Origin of the sequence: Pseudomonas sp. URMO17WK12:I9, assembly GCF_900230165.1 — a bacterium.
GTDB lineage: Bacteria > Pseudomonadota > Gammaproteobacteria > Pseudomonadales > Pseudomonadaceae > Aquipseudomonas > Aquipseudomonas fulva.
On record NZ_OCMQ01000011.1, the window covers coordinates 98,893 to 116,579 of the forward strand.

Consider the following 17,687-nt stretch of genomic DNA (forward strand, 5'->3'; position numbering starts at 1 on the left):
GGCCTTGCCTTCAACTCGGCACGCCGCGCATAGTTAGCACCCCGCACATGGGCCAAGAAGGGATTTCGTAGTGCGCCGGCTCCGGATTGCCTCAGCGTTGATCGTCAGCTTGCTGACCCTGATCTGCATGCTCCCCGCGATGGCGGAACATGACAGTGGCTGGGCCCTGCTGCTCGACGAACAAGGCAACCTGCAACTGAGCGACGTGCGCTCGGACCGTTATCGCAACCAGTTCAGCCCGTTGGAGCTGGCAGAACTCGATGCAGCGCCCCCCGACCAGGCCCTGTGGCTGCATTATCGGCTAGAGCCTGGTGAGCAGGAACAATTGCTGCGCGTCTTCGCACCTGATCTGTCGGGTCTGGACCTGTATGCGCTGCAAGGCGACAAGCTGATACGCCACCTGCATCACGGCCGCCAAGCCGGCAGTGCCAACCCCACATTGCGCGGCAGCGACCACGTGCTGCCGTTGCCCAACAGCAAGCAAGGCCTGGATATCTACCTGCGCCTGGTATCGGAACACCAACTGCGCCCGGCCATCAGCCTGGAGCCTGCTGCGCGAGCCGCCGCCAACCAGACCCAGCCGTTGCTTTTCGGCATGCTGTTCGGTGGCCTGGTGATGCTGATCCTGCATAACCTGATTCGCTTCATCTACAGCCGCTCGAGCACTGCGCTGATCCTGGCGTTCTACCATGGCCTGATGTTGCTCAGTGGCCTGATCCTGCTGAACCTCAGCGGCCCATGGTGGCATGTGTGGTACAGCGCCCAGACGCCAGCGGCGTACCTTACGCTGGTACTGGCGGGGCTGGCTGGGCTGTATTTCACCCAGCACTTCTTCGCACCGCGCAACACGCCGCGCCTTAACCGGCTGTTGAGCGGCGAGATGCTGCTGGTGGGGGTGAGCGGGATCGTGCTGCTGTTCATCGATACCTTGCCGCTCAATCTCATGACCTATGCCTTGATGGCACTGGGCAGCGTCACGATGCTGGTGGTCAGCAGCTACCATTGGTACCGAGGTTACGCACCGGCCCGTTTGTTCGGTCTGGCGATGATCATCTTCAACGTTGGCGGGCTGGTGCTGCTGCCTGCCTTGCTTGGGCTTACCCGCACCTCCACGCCTTGGTTGCTGTGCATTCTGTTGGGGCTAGCGGTGGCGAGCGGGCTGCTGTTGAACCTGGCGGTCAGCGACCGGCTGCGGCGTATCAACGAAGAGCGCTTCAGTGTCAGCCGCGCCTTGGCGGCCAGTGACGCCGAAATCAACGCCAAGGCCGAGTTTCTGGCCAAGATCAGCCACGAAATACGTACCCCCATGAATGGCGTGCTGGGCATGACCGAACTGCTGCTGGGCACGCCGTTATCGGTCAAGCAGCGCGATTACGTCCAGACCATTCACAGCGCGGGCAACGAGTTGCTCACATTGATCAACGAGATACTCGATATCTCCAAGCTCGAGTCCCGCCAGATCGAACTCGACGACGTCCAGTTCGACCTCAACGCGCTGATCGAAGACTGTTTGAACATCTTCAGGGCCAAGGCCGAGCAGCAGAACATCGAGCTGATCAGCTTCACCCAGCCCCAGGTGCCCCGCGTGGTCAGTGGCGACCCCACCCGCTTGCGTCAGGCGCTGTCGAGCCTGATGGAAAACGCACTGAAGAACACCGACCAGGGGGAAATCCTGCTCGTCGTTGCACTGGACCAGCGCGGCGAGGTGCCCCGCTTGCGCATCGCCGTACAGGACAGCGGCGACCCCTTGCCGGCAGCCGATCGCGAGGCGCTGTTGCAGGCAGAACTGCACAGCAGGCATTTCCTGTCCAGCAATCGACTGGGCGGCCACCTGGGGCTGGTGATCGCCAAGCAGCTGATTGGCCTTATGCATGGGGAATTCGGCATCAAGAGCAGCACCGGCACCGGCAATACCTTGTGGCTGACCTTGCCGCTGGACCCAGCCTGCCTCGAGCAACCTCCGACCGACCTGGACGGACCGCTGCGCGACGCGCGGGTACTGGTGGTGGACGACAACGACACGTGCCGCAAGGTGCTGGTCCAACAGTGCAGCGCCTGGGGCATGAATGTCAGCGCAGTGCCTTCGGGCAAGGAGGCCCTGGCCCTACTGCGTACCAAGGCTCATCTTCGCGATTACTTCGACGCGGTGCTCCTGGACCAGAACATGCCCGGCATGACCGGCATGCAACTGGCCGCCAAAATCAAGGAAGACCCCAGCCTCAATCACGACATTCTGGTGGTCATGCTGACCGGTATCAGCAACGCGCCCAGCAAGATCATCGCGCGCAACGCCGGGATCAAGCGGATCTTGGCCAAACCGGTGGCTGGCTACACACTCAAGACCACCCTGGCCGAAGAACTGGCTCAACGCGGCCGCGAGCAGGCGCTGCCGGCGGCTGCACCCGGCCAGCCCCAGGCGCTCGACCTGCCCCCGCATTTCAGCGTGCTGGTCGCAGAGGACAACACCATTTCGACCAAGGTCATCCGCGGTATGCTCGGCAAGCTGAGCCTGCAGCCCGATACCGCGTCCAACGGCGAAGAAGCTCTTGAAGCGATGAAAGCCAAGCGCTATGACTTGGTGCTCATGGATTGCGAAATGCCGGTTCTGGATGGTTTCTCGGCAACCAGGCGCCTGCGCGAATGGGAAGCCGCCAACCAGCGCGCGCACACGCCCGTCGTTGCGCTGACCGCGCATATCCTTGCCGAGCACAAGGACCGCGCCAAGCAAGCCGGCATGGACGGCCACATGGCCAAGCCCGTCGAATTGTCGCAACTGCGAGAGTTGATTCAATACTGGGCCAGCCAGCAGCCGGCCAATGCCGATCAGGGCATGGGTCCGGACGGCAGCTCGCCGCGCAACTAGAGCACCAAATCCCTGATGACGCGCTCGGCCGTTCGCGCAACACTGGCCTCTGCCCGGCGCCGATAATCCTCACGAAACCCTTGCAGATTGAAATGGATCACTTCCAGTCGCAGGTCTCTCACACTGATGCCATTGCTCGCGCCCTTGAACAGGAAGTCGCTGGCGCTTTTTTCCATCGAGACATCCATGTGCAGCAGCACCATGTCGATGAAGCCATTGGACTGCTGGGCGCAGGGCAACAACTGCACACGCGCTTGAGTGCCCACGATCGAATGGCTGCTGAACAGTTTCAGAGCCTTGTCATCACGACGTAAGGCCTCCAGCGCCTGGTTGGCCGCTTCGCCCAGCCGGGCAGAGCCCGCTTGGCTGATGTGCTCGATTGCCTGCGCAGCGAGGCTGCCCCGGTCAGGCCCCGGCCGCCGCCCTGCTGGCGCCAGCTTGCCATCGAAGCCCAGGGCAGCGAGGTTGCGCCAGTAATTCCTGAACCAGTCAGGTTCAAGACCGTCTTTCAAATCCCCCCATGCCACCTGCTGAGCAAAGGCGTTGGCCAGCAGTATGTCTGAACGTGCTTGCGGGCATACGCCTGGCAAAAAGACCAGCACACTGCTGTGTACCAGCTGGCCGGCGATAGATGATGCGTCGGTGTTAGTCATGGTTCGGCTCCTGCACGCTGATTTCGCTGCGATGAAGGGCGAGCTTGGCCTGAAGTTTTTTTGCAAGCCCCGGCCCGATGAGGTTCATACGCCTGGAATCGATCAAATACTGCCCTTGGAACTGCCAGCAGGCCGGCACCGCCGGAGGGTCGAACGATTGCCAGAGCCAGTCAGTATCAAGCGGCGCTCGACTTCCAAGGTTCAATTGAGTGCTGATGATGGAATAGTCAGGCAGCACCAGCCGAACCTCGGCATGCGCGTGGTTCAGGCAGGTGTCGCCAAGGGGTTCGCCAAGGTCACAGCGCCCCCCTATCCGGTTATCACATGTTTCACTGCTTGCGCAGGCTTCCAGACACTGCGCGACAGCTTCGCGAAGGTGGTGAGGCGTAGCCTGGAGAAGGCTGTCGCAAAGCATGGTCCAAGGCCTGAACGCGGCAACCGGCACCATGGGTGTCGTTTGCGACCGTAGCGTGGCTAGCGTGCAGCCGAAACCGCTCTGCACACGTATGTATTCCTTGAGCCAGCTGTCCCCATCAACCCCTGAGACCCCGCCATTGCACGCGGCGAGGTAGGCCGCCAGCTGGATATTGAGCATGTCGAGCCTGCAGGACTCGCTGATGGTCTTGTCGACGAGCACCAGGCTGTTGCCATTGCGCCACACGCTGTAGTTATTTGACATTGATGCACCCTCCAGGCTCACCGAAGCCAAGGCTCCGGTGAGCCATACCGACAGGTTAGATTTCGAGGGCCAGCAACACTTCCAGGGCGTTGTCGTCGAGCTTGGTTTCAACAACGGCGCGTACTTTCTCGTACTGGCGCTGATCAAGGTTCAGCACGGCACCGCAGGCATAGTTGGTGGTGCCGCTGCTCTCCCATTTGGCCAACAGGTAGTTGGCTTTCTTGTCAGGCTTGGCATCGGTCTGGACTGCGCTCACCATCATGGCGACTTGGCCAGCACCGGTCTGCTCACACTTGTTCAGGCTCAGGCTGTTGCGGTCATCCTCCACGGACTTGCGGTCCAGCAGTTCGACATTCTTGGTGCTGGCAGCCAGTGCGGAAACGACGGTCTTGCCCAACCCTTCCAGCGCCGAGGCCACGTCACCAGTAAAGGCGCCATAGGCAGCTTGCAGCCCCTTGCCAACCAGGTTGCTGATTTCCAGGTGCCTGTCGCTCTGGGTAATGCGCTGAACATCAACGCGCGTGGGTGTCCAGCCCATCTTCGACATCAGGAACACGTACTGGTTGAACCAGGCCTGGGTTTCCTGGATCGGGTGGTGCTGCTTGTTGGCGCCTTGGGTAGCCAGGGCGTGGCAGGCCTTGGCCGCAGTACGGTTGGCCTCGCTCATGGTGTCGGGGAACACGAACAGGTTCATGTCAGGCAAGACTTGCAGTTCAAGGTTTTCTTTGTTGGTGGTCATGTCAAAGGCTCCAGTTAGGTCCGGTCGAAACCAGGTGGCTTCGGCCTTGAACCTAACCGCTCGACGCTGCTCATCCTGCGCCGAAACGCTTCCCCCTCGGATCGAGCTACCGTGCTTCAGGGCTTGGCGCCATACCACCGCGGCGTGTAGACCCACTGCCCACCATTTGGGCGTTCGAACGTGCACGTGGTCGATGAGCCCACCAGCACCATGGTGCGCATATCGACCATTTCTGGCACCAGTTGGGCCAAAGAGACGACGCGCAAAGTCTGCCCCGGCCTACCAATGTCACGGCCAAGGACTACAGGTGTATCAGCACCACGGTGCCGGCGTACGACGTCCAGCGCGGTCCCAAGTTGGTGCGGCCGTGCTTTGGAAATCGGGTTGTAGAAGGCCAGCACCAGATCGGCCTGGGCAGCGAGGTCCAGGCGTTTCTCGATGATCGACCAGGGCTTGAGATTGTCCGACAGCGACATCACGCAGAAGTCATGCCCCAGCGGCGCGCCAGCCTGTGCAGCCGTTGCCAAGGAGGCCGATACACCAGGCAGTATCTCCAGGTCGACAGCGTGCCAGGCAGCGTCCGTGGACGCGTGCAACGCCTCGAGCACCGCAGCGGCCATGGCGAATACGCCTGGGTCCCCCGATGACACCACCACCACCGAACGGCCACGCGCGGCCAGTTCGAATGCGTGCCGGGCGCGCTGCATCTCCTCACGGTTGTCGGTGCAGTGCAGCACCTGATCGTCCCGGAACGGCCCTGCCATTCGTACATAGGTTTCGTAGCCCAGCACATCCTCGGCCCGGGCCAGCTCAGCCTTGACCGCTGGCACCATCAGCTCCGCTGCGCCTGGCCCCAGACCGATGACCGCCAGCCGCCCGCGGCGACGGCCAACCTGAGCCACTTCGATCGGCGCAGGTGCCACGGCGATGACCACCTCACCCTGGCACTGCAACCGCGCATCGGGCAGTGCAGCGCCCACCATGCCAGCCACATCGTCGGGCCTTGCGGCAAAGCGCAATTCGACACCCAGCGCCTGCGCGGCAGCCTGCAACCGGGTGTCCGCCATGGCCCGCTCATCGGCCAGCACGCAGGCCAGTGACGCCTGCGCAATACCGGCCTGCTGCAGCGCGTCACGAATCATCTGCAGATCGCCGCTTGCGACACCGACCACGACGGAGCGGGGATGAATCAACAGCTCGTCTCGGCTGGCGGGACGCGCCAGATGGCCTACATGGATGGTGCGCTGCGCGGCATCACTGGCAGGCAACTGTGCCTGCGCCAGCCACGGCGCCTGACCCTCGATGCGAACCGGCTCCCCGGCCAGCAGGTCGGAAACGAAGCGCTTGCCTTGTTCCAGGTCCGCCAAAGCGTAACCCTGGGGCGGGTTGAGCAGGCACGTACCAAAGCGCAACTCGCCGCTGGTGGTGATGGCCGCTGACACACCCAGCGCCGAGGCCATGTCCCGTGCCATCTGGTTGACGCCACTGAGGCCACCGAGCAGGGGCACCACGGCGCTGCCGTCTTCTGCCACGGCCAGCACCGGCGGCTCGCTGCCCTTCTCCCCCAACAGGCTGGCCAGGCTGCGGATCACGATACCCGCAGCGCACAAGGCGATGATTGGCGTACCGCGCTGGTAAAGGCTGCGCAGCAGATCGCCAAAGGCGTTGTAATCCTGGTCTGCACCCTGAACGCGCCCTTGCAGGCCGTGAATCGTGGCCTGGGCGTAGACCTGCTGAAGGCAACGGGCAGTGGCCAGGCTGCCCTGTCCCAGGATGACGATGGCCGGTGCTACCTGCGTGTTCAGCCCTGCCATTTTTCCCCCGGCACGATGATCAGCGAAAAATACGGCGAGGACTGTGGGTCAACCTGGTCCAGCGGTACGATTTTCTGGTTGGCCATGGTGGCGCGTTCCACATACAGCGCACGCGCGTGCAGGCCCAGCTCACCGAGCACCTGCCTCACCTTGGGGAAATTGCGCCCCAGTTTCATGATGACGGCCGCATCGGCGTCGGCCAGGCGGCGCTTGAGGTCTTCGGCCGGCAAGACGCCAGAGAGCACCGACAGGCTCTGGTTGCGATAGACCAGCGGTGCACCCAGCACCGAGGCTCCACCGAGCATGGAGCACACACCAGGAATCACCTGCGCTTCATAGCGCTGTGCCAGGCGGTCGTGCAGGTACATGTAGGAGCCATAGAAGAAGGGGTCACCCTCGCAGATCACCGCCACATCACGCCCTGCGTCCAGATGCTCGGCCACCTGTACGCTGGCTTCGTCATAGAAATCGCTGATCACCTGCTCGTAGGACAGGGGGGCGGGCAAGGATTCGGTGGTCACCGGATAGACCAGCGGCAGCAACGTCTGCTCGGGTTGCAGGTGCGCTTCGATGATGCCGAATGCGTTGCCGCGCTTGCCCTTGGCGACGAAGTAGCCGACCACGGGCGACTCGCGCAGCAGGCGCAGGGCTTTGAGCGTGATCAGTTCAGGGTCACCCGGCCCTACGCCAAGGCCGATCAGGCGTCCACGCGGGGCCATCACTCCACCTCCGTGGCCAGGGCATTCACGGCCGCGGCGGCCATGGCACTACCGCCCAGCCGCCCCTGCATGATCACGAAGGGCACGCCACGGCTGTCGGCCGCCAGCATGGCCTTGGATTCGGCAGCGCCAACGAAGCCGACGGGAAACCCCAGAATGAGCGCTGGGCGCGGCGCGCCGGCATCGAGCATTTCCAACAGGTAGAACAACGCCGTCGGCGCGTTGCCGATCACCACCACGCTGCCTTCAAGGTGTGGGCGCCACAGCTCCAGGGCAACGGCGGAGCGGGTGTTGCCAGCGGCCTTGGCAAGGTCCGGTACGCTCGGGTCGCGCAAGGTGCAGATCACCGGGTTGTTCGCCGGCAGTCGTGCCCGGGTGATGCCCTCGGCGACCATGTGCGCATCGCACAGGATCGGTGCGCCACGTAGCAAGGCCTGGCGGCCCGCCTGGCCGGCGCCTTCGGAGAATTGCAGGCCATCAATCGCATCGACCATGCCGCAGGCATGGATCACGCGCACCGCAAGCTTTTCGAGGTCTGCGGGAATCCGCTCAAGTCGGGCTTCCTCACGAATGATCCGGAAGGAATTGCGATAGATCTCCTGACCATCGCGGATGTAGTCAATCATCAAGGTGCTCCGTCGGCAGGTCGAGCATGGCGCCTGCTTCATTCAAGGTAATGTCAGTGGCGCGCAGGGCGCCGAACCCCGGCAGGCGGGGATCACGCTGGTAAAGATCGTAGCGCCCGGGCGCGCGGGCCAGCAGCGTGGCCGGGGCGGTGTGGGCCAGGGCACAGGACCGGGGGCAGCCAGTAAGATGCACGCTGACAGGCGCCCCGGGGCCCAATAATGCGGCCAATGCCACGGCGTCGGCCTTCGTCTCGCTCAAGGCCTTGGCACAGCCGCTGGCGCCGGTGCAGGCGCTGATGCGCACCAGGGGCTCGGCCGCGTGGCAGAGCAGCCCGACCGTCATCAGGCTGCGCTGCGCCTGGTCGAGGCCGCTGGGCGCCAGGTTGGGCAGCACCAGGCTCTGCCAGGGGGTCAAGCGCAGGCTGCTGTCGCCCTGTTCACGCGCGACACGCGCCGCCTCACGCAGCATGGCCGGGGTGAGCCGCCCCAGTGGCGGGGCCACGCCCAGCGCAACCCCACGCCGCTGAGGCAGTGCCCCCAGCCACGTCACCGGGCGAACCGGTCGGCGCCAGCCCAGCACGGCGGGGTCTTGGCGCAACGCCACGCCAAGCCCACCGATGAAATCGGCTGCCGTGCAGGCCTGCAGCACATGCCGCATGCGCGACTGGGTTGGGGTGGCCAGGTCCAGAAAACGTTCGAGCACGGCGCGCACCAGGGTCAGGCCTTGGCTGAACGGCACCGCACCCAGTACGTCACCCTCACCAAGGCTGCCGGCCAGGCCGAATGCGAGCCAGGGCCGCTGCTCAAGCTCAAGCACCGAAAGCCACAGGTCGTGCGGGTGATCGAGCATGGCCAGGCGTTCACCAGCATCGAGCTGAAGGGCGAACTTGGCCGACAACGCGTGAAAGCGTGGCGTGCCCTCGAGCAGGTCGAGGATCTGCCCTGCCAGCGGCCTGACGTCCAGCACCCCCGCTGGGTCAAGCCCAGCCAGGGGGCTGAGCATCAGGTTGCGAACATCGTCGCCGGCCGCTTCACGCGGGCCCAGCCCAGCGGCGAGCAGCGCCGCTACCAGGCCCGGGTGATCAGGGCCCACGCCACGGATCTGCAGGTTGCCCCGGTTGGTGGCCTCGATTACACCGCCTGCGAAGCGCTCGGCGGCGCTGGCGACGGCCTCGGCCTGCTGGGCCAGCAACACCCCGCCCGGCAGCTTGATCCGGCAGATGCCGCCATCCAGGGCGCTGACGATACGCCACAACCCCGGGCAAGCCGAGGGGCGAGGCGAACTGTAGGAAGCGTGAGGTGGCATCGCTGAGGTGTCCGGCAATCCGTGAAACTGCGCTTGAGTGGAGAAGGCGCGGTATTATGCCTGCTTTGGCCGCCCGCATGAAAAGCCGGTGGTCGAGCATCTTTCGGGTAAAGGCACAATTGGGCGTGCTGCACACGCACGAACTCTAGAGGTATCAATGGCACCCTGGCTGACGGTAGTAGGCATCGGCGAAGACGGTTTCAGCGGTCTGGGCAAACAAGCTCGCCGAGCGCTGCTCAGTGGCGCGCGGATTTTCGGCAGCCCCCGCCAGCTGGCCCTGCTGCCGCGTTGCGTGACCGGCGAACGGCTGCACTGGCCGAGCCCTTTTTCGCTCGCGCCCGTGCTTGCGCTGCGTGGCGCGCCTGTGTGCGTGCTGGCCAGTGGCGACCCGATGTTCTATGGGGTGGGCGCCAGCCTGGCGCGCCAGGTGCCTGCCGACGAGATGCAGGTGCTGTCGATGCCCTCCTCGTGCGCCCTGGCGGCTGCGCGCCTGGGTTGGGCGCTGCAGGACGTGCAGGTGGTGTCGCTGGTGGCAAGGCCGCTGGCCGCACTCAACGCGCACCTGCATGGTGGGCTGCGTCTGCTGGTATTGAGCAACGATGGGGACAGCCCGGCGGCAATTGCCGCGTTGTTACGCGAACGGGGTTTCGGCCCCAGCCGCCTGTGGGTCTTCGAACACCTGGGTGGCGAGGCTCAGGGCCAGTTGCACGGGCATGCATCCACGTGGCAGCACGGGCAAACGGCCGCGCTCAACCTGGTGGCCATCGAATGCGTGGCAGCGCCCGAAGCGCCGCGCCTGCACCGTCTGGCAGGCCTGCCCGATGACGCCTACCGGCATGACGGCCAACTGACCAAGCGCGATGTGCGCGCCATCACCCTGGGCCGGCTGGCCCCGGAGCCTGGGCAACTGCTTTGGGACGTGGGCGCGGGCTGCGGCTCGATCGGCATCGAATGGATGCGTGCACACCCGGCATGCCGCGCAGTGGCCATCGAGGCCGACGAGGGCCGTCAGGGGTTGATCGAGTACAACCGCGATGCCTTGGGCGTGCCTGGTCTGCACCTGGTGCGCGGCAAGGCCCCCATGGCACTGGACGGGCTGGAACCCCCGCATGCGGTGTTCATTGGAGGCGGAGTCACCCGTCCAGGGGTTCTAGCGCACTGCTGGTCCAGCTTGCGCCCAGGCGGACGGCTGGTGGCCAACGCCGTGACGGTACAAAGCGAACTGGCCCTGGCCCACTTCAAGGAGCAGCACGGCGGCGAACTGACCCGCATCCATGTTGCCCATGCCCAGCCCCTGGGTGCCTTCGATACCTGGCGCCAAGCATTGCCCATCACCTTGCTCGACGTGGTCAAGCCGGCCGATGCGTGAAGAAACCCGCGAACAGGCCGCCCCGCTGCGCAGTGGCCTGACCACTGGCAGCTGCGCCACCGCGACCAGCCTGGCGGCAGCGCGTCTGCTGCTCACCGGTGCAGACAGCGACGCGGTGAGCATCACCCTGCCCAAGGGCAAGGTGGTGCAGATGCGCCTTGAGTTCTGCCGGCTGGTCGACGATTACGCCGAAGCAGGCACCCTCAAAGACGCCGGCGACGACCCGGACGTGACTCACGGTGCACTGCTGTTCAGCCAGGTACGCCTGCGTGCCCAGCCCGGTGTGCACTTCGTCGCGGGCGCAGGCGTGGGCACCGTGACCCGGCCGGGGCTGGTTCTGGCAGTGGGCGAACCGGCCATCAACCCGGTGCCACGGCGCATGATCACGGACCACCTGCAGGGCCTGGCCGTCGAATGCGGCTACACCGGCGGGTTCGAGGTCACCCTCAACGTGCGGGACGGTGAAGCCCTGGCGCTCAAGACCATGAACCCACGCCTGGGCATCCTCGGCGGCCTGTCGATCCTGGGCACCAGCGGTATCGTCCGCCCCTTCTCCTGCGCAGCCTACATTGCCTCCATCCATCAAGGTATCGATGTGGCACACACCAACGGCTACACCCACATCGCCGCGTGCACCGGCAACGCCAGTGAGGACACCATGCGTCGTGTCTACGGGCTGCCGGAAATCGCCCTGATCGAGATGGGCGACTTCGTGGGCGCGGTACTCAAGCACCTGCGCAAGGTCCCGGTGCCCCGCCTGACCCTGTGCGGAGGCTTTGGCAAGATCAGCAAGCTCGCCGCCGGGCACATGGACCTGCACAGCCGTCATTCGAGCATCGACCTGCCACAGTTGGCGGGCTGGGCGGCGGCAGGCGGGGCCGATCCGGCGCTTCAGGCAGCCATCGTGGCCGCCAACACCAGCCAGCAAGCCCTGGCGCTGGCCCATAGCGCGGGTGTGCAGTTGGGTGATGCCGTGTGCCAGCATGCCCTCGCCTTCGCCCGCAGCGTCGTGCCGGCGCAGGTCAGCGTCGAGGTGGTCGCCATCGACCGCCAGGGCGGCATCGTCGGCCGGGCGGGTCAGCCATGAACGCGCGCATTCTGTTGCTCGGCGGCATTACCGAGGCGCTGGCCATCGCGCGCCTGCTGGGCCCAGACCACATCTACAGCCTGGCCGGCATCGGCCGGGTGCCCGACGACCTGCAGTGCCAGGTACGCGTGGGCGGCTTCGGAGGGACCGAGGGGCTGGCCCAGTACCTGCGTGAAAACGGCATCACACTGCTGGTCGATGCCACCCACCCCTATGCCGCTCGTATCAGCGCCAACGCGGCCAGCGCCGCGCAGCGTGTCGGGATTCCTTGCTGGGCCCTGCACCGTCCAGCCTGGCAGGCACAAGCGGGGGATGACTGGCGAGAAGTGGAAGACTGGCCGGCGCTGATGCAGGGCATTGGGCCTTATGCCCGACCGCTGTTCACCCTGGGTCGGGAACCCCTGCAACACCTGGACGCCATCCCGGATGGCCAGTTCTGGACCCTGCGCGCCTTGCAGGCCTGCCCTGGCAATGCGCGCTGCGAGGTGATCGGTGCACGCGGGCCTTTCGACCTGGACCAGGAACGTGCGCTGTTCATCGACCGGCGCATCGACGTTCTGATCAGCAAGAACAGCGGCAGCGTCGCCACCGAACCCAAGCTGGAGGTAGCCCGCGCGCTGGGTCTGCCGGTGTTCATTCTCAAGCGCCCGACATTGCCGATCACCGATCGGACGTTCCATGCCCTGCCGGAACTGGTAGCGGCCTTGTTTGCTTAGTGGCGAAAGCCCCTTGCATCGCGCCTGGTGGGGTTGGACTCCTACACACCCTTAGGCTTTTTCCGAGCGCCCGCAAGTGGCCATGTGTCGCAGTCCTGCCTTAAACTCGGGCGCCCCCCTCGGAAGACGTGCCTGATATGGAATTGCAATGGTGGATCTGGTTGGTGTTCGGCATCGCGCTGACGTTGCTCGAGCTGGTCTTGCCTACGTTCTTCATCCTCTGGTTCGGTATCGGCGCCGTGCTGGTGGCCTTGGTTTCCCTGGCGTTTCCAGGCCTGGAATTGGCCATGCAAGGGCTGCTCTGGGTCGTGCTGTCATCGCTGACTACCCTGCTGTGGTTCAAGGTGTTTCGCCGCAAGCAGCCCGATGAGCGCTGGACCGCCGCCAGCGTGATCGGTGAGGTCGGCTTGCTGACCACAGGTGTGTCCGAGTTCCAGAAAGGCCGGGTGCGCTTCCAGAAGCCCGTATTGGGCAACGAGGAGTGGACCTGCATTGCCGATACCACCATCCCGGCAGGCGAGCGGGTACGCCTGATCGCCGTCGAAGGAAATACCGCCCGCGTCATGCGGGCCTGAATCCGTAAAAAAGGAATTTGTCATCATGACCAGCCTCATCGTCGTCGGCGCCATCGCCCTGTTCGTACTGATCACCGTGTTCAAGGGGGTGCGCATTGTCCCCCAGGGCGAGGAATGGATCGTCGAGCGCCTGGGCCGCTACCACACCACCCTCAAGCCTGGCCTCAACGTCGTCATCCCCTACATGGACGTAGTCGCCTATCGCCTGCCGACCAAGGACATCATCCTCGACGTGCAGGAACAGGAAATCATCACCCGCGACAACGCCGTCATCGTCGCCAACGCCCTGTGCTTCGCCAAGGTCATCGACCCGCAGAAGGCGTCCTATGGCGTGCAGAACTATGCCTTTGCCGTCACCAGCCTGACCATGACATCCCTGCGCGCCATCGTCGGCGCCATGGACCTGGACGAAGCCCTCTCCAGCCGCGAACAGATCAAAGCGCGCCTGCGCGAGGCCATGTCCGAGCAGACCGAGGACTGGGGCGTAACCGTACGCTCGGTAGAAATCCAGGACATCAAGCCGTCCCAGAACATGCAACTGGCCATGGAGCGCCAGGCGGCCGCCGAGCGGGAGCGCAAGGCCGACGTCACCCGTGCCGAAGGCGCCAAGCAGGCGGCAGTACTCGAAGCCGAAGCGCGCCTGCAAGCCGCCCGGCTGGATGCCGAGGCGCAGATCAGCCTGGCCGAAGCTTCGGCGCGGGCCATCTCGCTGGTCACCGAAGCGGTCGGCAACGAAACCGTCCCGGCCATGTACCTGCTCGGTGAGCGCTACGTTGGCGCCATGGAAAACCTGGCGAGCAGCACTAACGCCAAGGTGGTGGTACTGCCGGCCGACCTGCAGGAAACCGTACGCGGCCTGATGGGCCGCCACAAGGCCTGAACCTGAACGGCTTCGCGGTGCCAGAGCATCGCGAAGCCAGCCGCCATGCACACCACCTGCGTCACGTCACCGCACCCCGCCAAATTTGCTTATACTCGGCCGTACAATAGTCGCCACGATTCCTGACCGGATCTCTCCATGCCCCCACGTCGGCACATCGCCTGGATAGCCTGCCTAGCGGTGCTGTTCAACCTGCTGGCCATGCCGTTGTCCTCTGCTGCGCCCAAAGGCCCGGCAGAGCAACTGCTGTGGGGGGCGTTCTGTTCCAGCATGGCCAACAAAGCCAAGGTCGATGTGCAGGCCCTGGCCAAGATCGACCTGGGTCCGCAAAGCGATGACAGCGCCAGCACGATGCACTGCTGGTGCTGCCTGGGTGCTGCGCCGCCGCTCGCATCAGGCGGCCAAGCGTTACAACTGCATGCCCCGCCTGTGCGTCTTGCCGGCCCACTGTCGTTGGATGCGCCACCCACGCCTACGCCGCGCCAGCTCCGGCCCGCGCTCAATCCCCGTGCCTCCCCGCTTGCCTGAGTGTTTCTCGCTGTCTGCCTGAACCTCATTTCATCGGGACATCCATCATGCTCAAGCACGCCCTTGCCGTGGCCGCCCTCCTGCTGCCCGCCGTCTTCGCCCATGCTCACGAATACACCGTGGGCGACCTGCATATCGCTCATCCCTGGTCTTTGCAGCTGCCGCCCAATGCCCCCAACGTCGCCGCGTACTTCGTGGTGCACAACAATGGCAACACCGATGACCGCCTGCTGAGCGCCGAGTCCCCTATCAGCGATGACACCCAGTTGCATGCGCACGCCATGAGCGCGGCCGGTGCCATGCGCATGCAGCAAGTGCCAAACGTAGTAGTGCCTGCAGGCAAGGATCTGGTGTTCGCGCCCAGCGCTTACCATGTGATGCTCATGCAGCCCAAGGATCGCAGCCTGCTGACCGATGGCCAGCGTTTCCCGCTGACCCTTCGCTTCGAGAAAGCTGGCCCCGTCACCGTGCAAGTGGCGGTGCAGAAAGCGCCGCCGACCGGCCAGCCGCAGGCCCATCAGCACTGATTGGCGCTGACAGGGCGTGATGCGCTCGCTGCCACACCGCCAGCCCCGTACCACCCGCCCTGATCGCAGGCGCGCCGGTGGCGGATGGCTGAGCCTGTTCGCCATGTGGATGATTTTCATCGGGCCGCTGGTTTCCCAGTCGATGCCCATGGATCACCACGGCGGCGGCATGCCCATGCCGATGGACATGCCGATGCCGGCTGCTCATCAGCATGGCGACGCTCATCACGGCCCGAGCCAGGACGGCCAGCTTCATGTGATGTGGGAGAAGTGCGGCTATTGCAGCCTGTTGTTCAACTGCCCTGCATTGCCCCAGGCGCTCAGCCCGCTCAACCTGGCAGCCACCCTGCCTCAAGTCCACCTTCAGCCTGCCACGCGCCACGGGCATGCCAGGCAGGCCGTCTTCCCCGGCGCCCGCAGCCGCGCGCCGCCTGCATCGATCAGTGTTTGACCCGTTTGCGCGCGAAGCCTGATCGCTTCGCGTCTTCTCACGACTGATCGACTGGAATCCTTATGTCCGGCTGCACCCCTCTTTTGTCCCTGCGCGGGACCATCGCCGCCCTGTGTGGCTCGTTGTTGACGCCTGTCGCACTGGCGGCAGACCCTGGTCACCTTGCCTATTCATCCGATGTACCTGAACTCGGCCCTACGGTGATCACCGCCATCGCCCCCAGTTCGCCACTGACCGTGGTCACCAACCCCAAGGACCCTCGCCAGCCCGTGCCGGCCAGTGACGGTGCCGATTACCTGAAAACCATCCCCGGTTTTTCAGCCATTCGTGCCGGAGGCACCAACGGCGACCCAGTACTGCGCGGCATGTTCGGCTCGCGGCTGAACATCCTCACCAATGGCGGGCTGATGCTGGGCGCCTGCCCTAACCGCATGGATGCCCCAACCTCGTACATCGCCCCGGAAACCTACGACCGACTGACCGTGATCAAGGGCCCACAGAGCGTGATCTGGGGGCCGGGCGGCTCGGCAGGCACTGTCCTGTTCGAGCGTGATCCCGAGGCATTCGGCACCCTTGGCAGCCGCGTCAATGCCAGCCTGCTCACCGGCTCCAATGGCCGCTTCGACAAGGTGCTGGACGCTGCTGCCGGCAACAGCCAGGCCTATGCCCGTTTCGTCGGCAATCAGTCGCGCGCTGATGACTACCACGACGGGGCTGGCGATTCGGTACCGTCGCGCTGGGAAAAGTGGAACGGCGATGTCGCCTTGGGCTGGACGCCCGATGCCGATACATTGCTCGAACTCACCGCAGGCAAGGGCGATGGGGAGGCGCGCTATGCCGGTCGGGGCATGGACGGCTCGCAGTTCAAGCGTGAAAGCCTGGGCCTGCGCTTTGAAAAGTCCAACCTGGGCGAGGTCCTCGACAAGCTCGAAGCCCAGGCTTATTACAACTATGCCGACCATGTAATGGACAACTACAGCCTGCGCACACCCTCTGGCAGCGGCATGATGGGCATGCCAATGGTCAGCAACGTCGACCGCCGCACGATGGGCGCACGCATCAAGGCGACCTGGCGCTGGGCCGATGTGCAGTTGATCAGCGGTATCGACGCGCAGACCAACGCGCATCGCCAGCGCGGCGGCATGGGTGTAGACGCGCACAAAGGCCAGGCCTGGACCAAGGATGCCGATTTCCATAATTACGGCGTGTTCGGCGAGCTGACCTGGTCGCTCAGCGGCGACGACCGGGTCATCACCGGTGCCCGCCTGGACCGCGCGTCTGCGCGGGATCTGCGTCAGGCCAGTCCGACCCGGAACGACACCCGCGCCGATACGCTGCCCAGCGGCTTCGTGCGCTATGAACACGACATGGCAGCCCTGCCGGCAACGGCTTACATCGGCCTTGGGCACGCCCAGCGCTTCCCGGACTACTGGGAGCTGTTTTCGCCGAAGACGGCGCCCACCGGGTCGGTCAATGCCTTCGACGGCATCAAGCCCGAGAAAACGACCCAGCTCGACTTTGGTGTCCAGTACCGTAGCGAACGGCTGGAAGCCTGGGCTTCGGGCTATGTCGGTCAGATCCGCGACTACATTTTGTTCGACTACCGCACCGGCATGATGGGCATGGGGGCTTCAAAGGCGCAGAACATCGACGCCCGCATCATGGGTGGCGAGGTGGGTGCGGCCTACTCGCTGAGCGATACCTGGAAGGCCGATGCCACGCTGGCCTACGCCTGGGGCAAGAACAGCAGCGACGGCAAGGCGCTGCCCCAGATGCCGCCCCTGGAAAGCCGCCTGGGCCTGACGTACAGCCGCGATGCATGGAGTGCAGGTGCGCTCTGGCGGCTGGTCGCGGCGCAGAACCGCATCGCCTTCAACCAGGGCAATGTGGTCGGCAAGGACTATGACGCCAGTGCAGGGTTTGGGGTGTTTTCGCTCAACGGCGCGTACAAGGTCAGTAAAAATCTGAAACTCAGCGCCGGGGTCGACAATCTGTTCGACAAGACCTACGCCGAACACCTGAACCTGGCAGGCAACGCCGGTTTCGGCTACCCGGCCAGCGATCCTCAACCGGTCAACGAGCCCGGCCGGACCGTCTGGACCAAAGTCGATTTCAGCTTCTGACATCCACCGCGGGCGCGGCAGTGACCGCGCCC

17 protein-coding genes are annotated in these 17,687 nt (G+C 64.6%); 10 read left to right on the forward strand and 7 right to left on the reverse strand.

Annotated elements, in window-relative coordinates:
- Positions 1-70 precede the first annotated feature (70 nt).
- Positions 71-2,863, forward strand: coding sequence for a hybrid sensor histidine kinase/response regulator (locus CRP40_RS18865; protein WP_050587336.1), 2,793 nt, complete (start codon positions 71-73; stop codon positions 2,861-2,863).
- On the opposite strand, the gene CRP40_RS18870 is transcribed toward CRP40_RS18865, so the two are convergent.
- From CRP40_RS18870 to cobG, 7 genes are all read right to left on the reverse strand, one after another.
- Positions 2,860-3,516, reverse strand: coding sequence for a hypothetical protein (locus tag CRP40_RS18870; protein WP_027915276.1), 657 nt, complete (start codon positions 3,514-3,516; stop codon positions 2,860-2,862). The two genes, CRP40_RS18865 and CRP40_RS18870, sit on opposite strands and share 4 nt — an antisense overlap.
- Positions 3,509-4,216: a hypothetical protein gene (locus CRP40_RS18875; RefSeq protein WP_134325434.1), complete on the reverse strand. Its 708-nt coding sequence runs from the start codon at positions 4,214-4,216 to the stop codon at positions 3,509-3,511. Before CRP40_RS18875 ends, CRP40_RS18870 begins: the two co-directional genes overlap by 8 nt.
- A 34-nt stretch (positions 4,217-4,250) precedes the next feature.
- Positions 4,251-4,934, reverse strand: coding sequence for a hypothetical protein (locus CRP40_RS18880; protein ID WP_027915277.1), 684 nt, complete (start codon positions 4,932-4,934; stop codon positions 4,251-4,253).
- A gap of 116 nt (positions 4,935-5,050) precedes the next feature.
- Positions 5,051-6,748, reverse strand: a complete 1,698-nt coding sequence (cobJ, locus tag CRP40_RS18885) for a precorrin-3B C(17)-methyltransferase (RefSeq protein WP_027915278.1) — start codon at positions 6,746-6,748, stop codon at positions 5,051-5,053.
- Entirely contained in the window at positions 6,736-7,467 is a 732-nt protein-coding gene (locus tag CRP40_RS18890) for a precorrin-2 C(20)-methyltransferase (RefSeq protein WP_027915279.1), read from the reverse strand. The genes cobJ and CRP40_RS18890 overlap by 13 nt, the downstream gene beginning before the upstream one ends.
- Positions 7,467-8,093: a precorrin-8X methylmutase gene (locus CRP40_RS18895; RefSeq protein ID WP_027915280.1), complete on the reverse strand. Its 627-nt coding sequence runs from the start codon at positions 8,091-8,093 to the stop codon at positions 7,467-7,469. The genes CRP40_RS18890 and CRP40_RS18895 overlap by 1 nt, the downstream gene beginning before the upstream one ends.
- Positions 8,086-9,399, reverse strand: coding sequence for a precorrin-3B synthase (gene cobG, locus CRP40_RS18900; protein WP_027915281.1), 1,314 nt, complete (start codon positions 9,397-9,399; stop codon positions 8,086-8,088). The genes CRP40_RS18895 and cobG overlap by 8 nt, the downstream gene beginning before the upstream one ends.
- 157 nt (positions 9,400-9,556) lie before the next feature.
- Here cobG and CRP40_RS18905 point away from each other — a divergent pair, with 157 nt between their 5' ends.
- From CRP40_RS18905 to CRP40_RS18945, 9 genes are all read left to right on the forward strand, one after another.
- Positions 9,557-10,768, forward strand: a complete 1,212-nt coding sequence (locus CRP40_RS18905; RefSeq protein ID WP_027915282.1) for a bifunctional cobalt-precorrin-7 (C(5))-methyltransferase/cobalt-precorrin-6B (C(15))-methyltransferase — start codon at positions 9,557-9,559, stop codon at positions 10,766-10,768.
- The gene (locus tag CRP40_RS18910; RefSeq protein WP_027915283.1) at positions 10,761-11,855 is read left to right on the forward strand and encodes a cobalt-precorrin-5B (C(1))-methyltransferase; all 1,095 of its coding nucleotides are present in this window, start codon (positions 10,761-10,763) and stop codon (positions 11,853-11,855) included. Before CRP40_RS18905 ends, CRP40_RS18910 begins: the two co-directional genes overlap by 8 nt.
- Positions 11,852-12,571 carry a cobalt-precorrin-6A reductase gene (locus CRP40_RS18915; protein ID WP_027915284.1) on the forward strand — a complete coding sequence of 240 codons (720 nt, stop codon included), beginning with the start codon at positions 11,852-11,854 and terminating at the stop codon, positions 12,569-12,571. Before CRP40_RS18910 ends, CRP40_RS18915 begins: the two co-directional genes overlap by 4 nt.
- A gap of 137 nt (positions 12,572-12,708) precedes the next feature.
- Entirely contained in the window at positions 12,709-13,146 is a 438-nt protein-coding gene (locus CRP40_RS18920; protein WP_027915285.1) for an NfeD family protein, read from the forward strand.
- 25 nt (positions 13,147-13,171) lie between these two features.
- On the forward strand, positions 13,172-14,026 hold the full coding sequence (locus CRP40_RS18925) for an SPFH domain-containing protein (RefSeq protein ID WP_027915286.1): 855 nt from the start codon (positions 13,172-13,174) through the stop codon (positions 14,024-14,026).
- A gap of 138 nt (positions 14,027-14,164) precedes the next feature.
- Positions 14,165-14,554 carry a DUF2946 domain-containing protein gene (locus tag CRP40_RS18930; RefSeq protein ID WP_027915287.1) on the forward strand — a complete coding sequence of 130 codons (390 nt, stop codon included), beginning with the start codon at positions 14,165-14,167 and terminating at the stop codon, positions 14,552-14,554.
- A 47-nt stretch (positions 14,555-14,601) separates the two neighbouring features.
- Positions 14,602-15,081 (forward strand): copper chaperone PCu(A)C, encoded by a 480-nt coding sequence (locus tag CRP40_RS18935; RefSeq protein WP_027915288.1) that lies wholly within the window; start codon positions 14,602-14,604, stop codon positions 15,079-15,081.
- Positions 15,082-15,100: 19 nt separating this feature from the next.
- Positions 15,101-15,532: a DUF2946 domain-containing protein gene (locus CRP40_RS18940; protein WP_033695082.1), complete on the forward strand. Its 432-nt coding sequence runs from the start codon at positions 15,101-15,103 to the stop codon at positions 15,530-15,532.
- Between the two features lie 62 nt (positions 15,533-15,594).
- Positions 15,595-17,655 (forward strand): TonB-dependent copper receptor, encoded by a 2,061-nt coding sequence (locus CRP40_RS18945; RefSeq protein ID WP_027915290.1) that lies wholly within the window; start codon positions 15,595-15,597, stop codon positions 17,653-17,655.
- The last annotated feature ends 32 nt before the right edge of the window (positions 17,656-17,687 follow it).

Coding starts and splice junctions, on each gene's coding strand:
- CRP40_RS18870 (WP_027915276.1), bottom strand. CDS start 3,516: ATGACTAACACCGACGCATCATCTATCGCCGGCCAGCTGGTACACAGC.
- CRP40_RS18880 (WP_027915277.1), bottom strand. CDS start 4,934: ATGACCACCAACAAAGAAAACCTTGAACTGCAAGTCTTGCCTGACATG.
- cobJ (WP_027915278.1), bottom strand. CDS start 6,748: ATGGCAGGGCTGAACACGCAGGTAGCACCGGCCATCGTCATCCTGGGA.
- CRP40_RS18890 (WP_027915279.1), bottom strand. CDS start 7,467: ATGGCCCCGCGTGGACGCCTGATCGGCCTTGGCGTAGGGCCGGGTGAC.
- CRP40_RS18895 (WP_027915280.1), bottom strand. CDS start 8,093: ATGATTGACTACATCCGCGATGGTCAGGAGATCTATCGCAATTCCTTC.
- cobG (WP_027915281.1), bottom strand. CDS start 9,399: ATGCCACCTCACGCTTCCTACAGTTCGCCTCGCCCCTCGGCTTGCCCG.
- CRP40_RS18905 (WP_027915282.1), top strand. CDS start 9,557: ATGGCACCCTGGCTGACGGTAGTAGGCATCGGCGAAGACGGTTTCAGC.
- CRP40_RS18910 (WP_027915283.1), top strand. CDS start 10,761: ATGCGTGAAGAAACCCGCGAACAGGCCGCCCCGCTGCGCAGTGGCCTG.
- CRP40_RS18915 (WP_027915284.1), top strand. CDS start 11,852: ATGAACGCGCGCATTCTGTTGCTCGGCGGCATTACCGAGGCGCTGGCC.
- CRP40_RS18920 (WP_027915285.1), top strand. CDS start 12,709: ATGGAATTGCAATGGTGGATCTGGTTGGTGTTCGGCATCGCGCTGACG.
- CRP40_RS18925 (WP_027915286.1), top strand. CDS start 13,172: ATGACCAGCCTCATCGTCGTCGGCGCCATCGCCCTGTTCGTACTGATC.
- CRP40_RS18930 (WP_027915287.1), top strand. CDS start 14,165: ATGCCCCCACGTCGGCACATCGCCTGGATAGCCTGCCTAGCGGTGCTG.
- CRP40_RS18935 (WP_027915288.1), top strand. CDS start 14,602: ATGCTCAAGCACGCCCTTGCCGTGGCCGCCCTCCTGCTGCCCGCCGTC.
- CRP40_RS18940 (WP_033695082.1), top strand. CDS start 15,101: ATGCGCTCGCTGCCACACCGCCAGCCCCGTACCACCCGCCCTGATCGC.
- CRP40_RS18945 (WP_027915290.1), top strand. CDS start 15,595: ATGTCCGGCTGCACCCCTCTTTTGTCCCTGCGCGGGACCATCGCCGCC.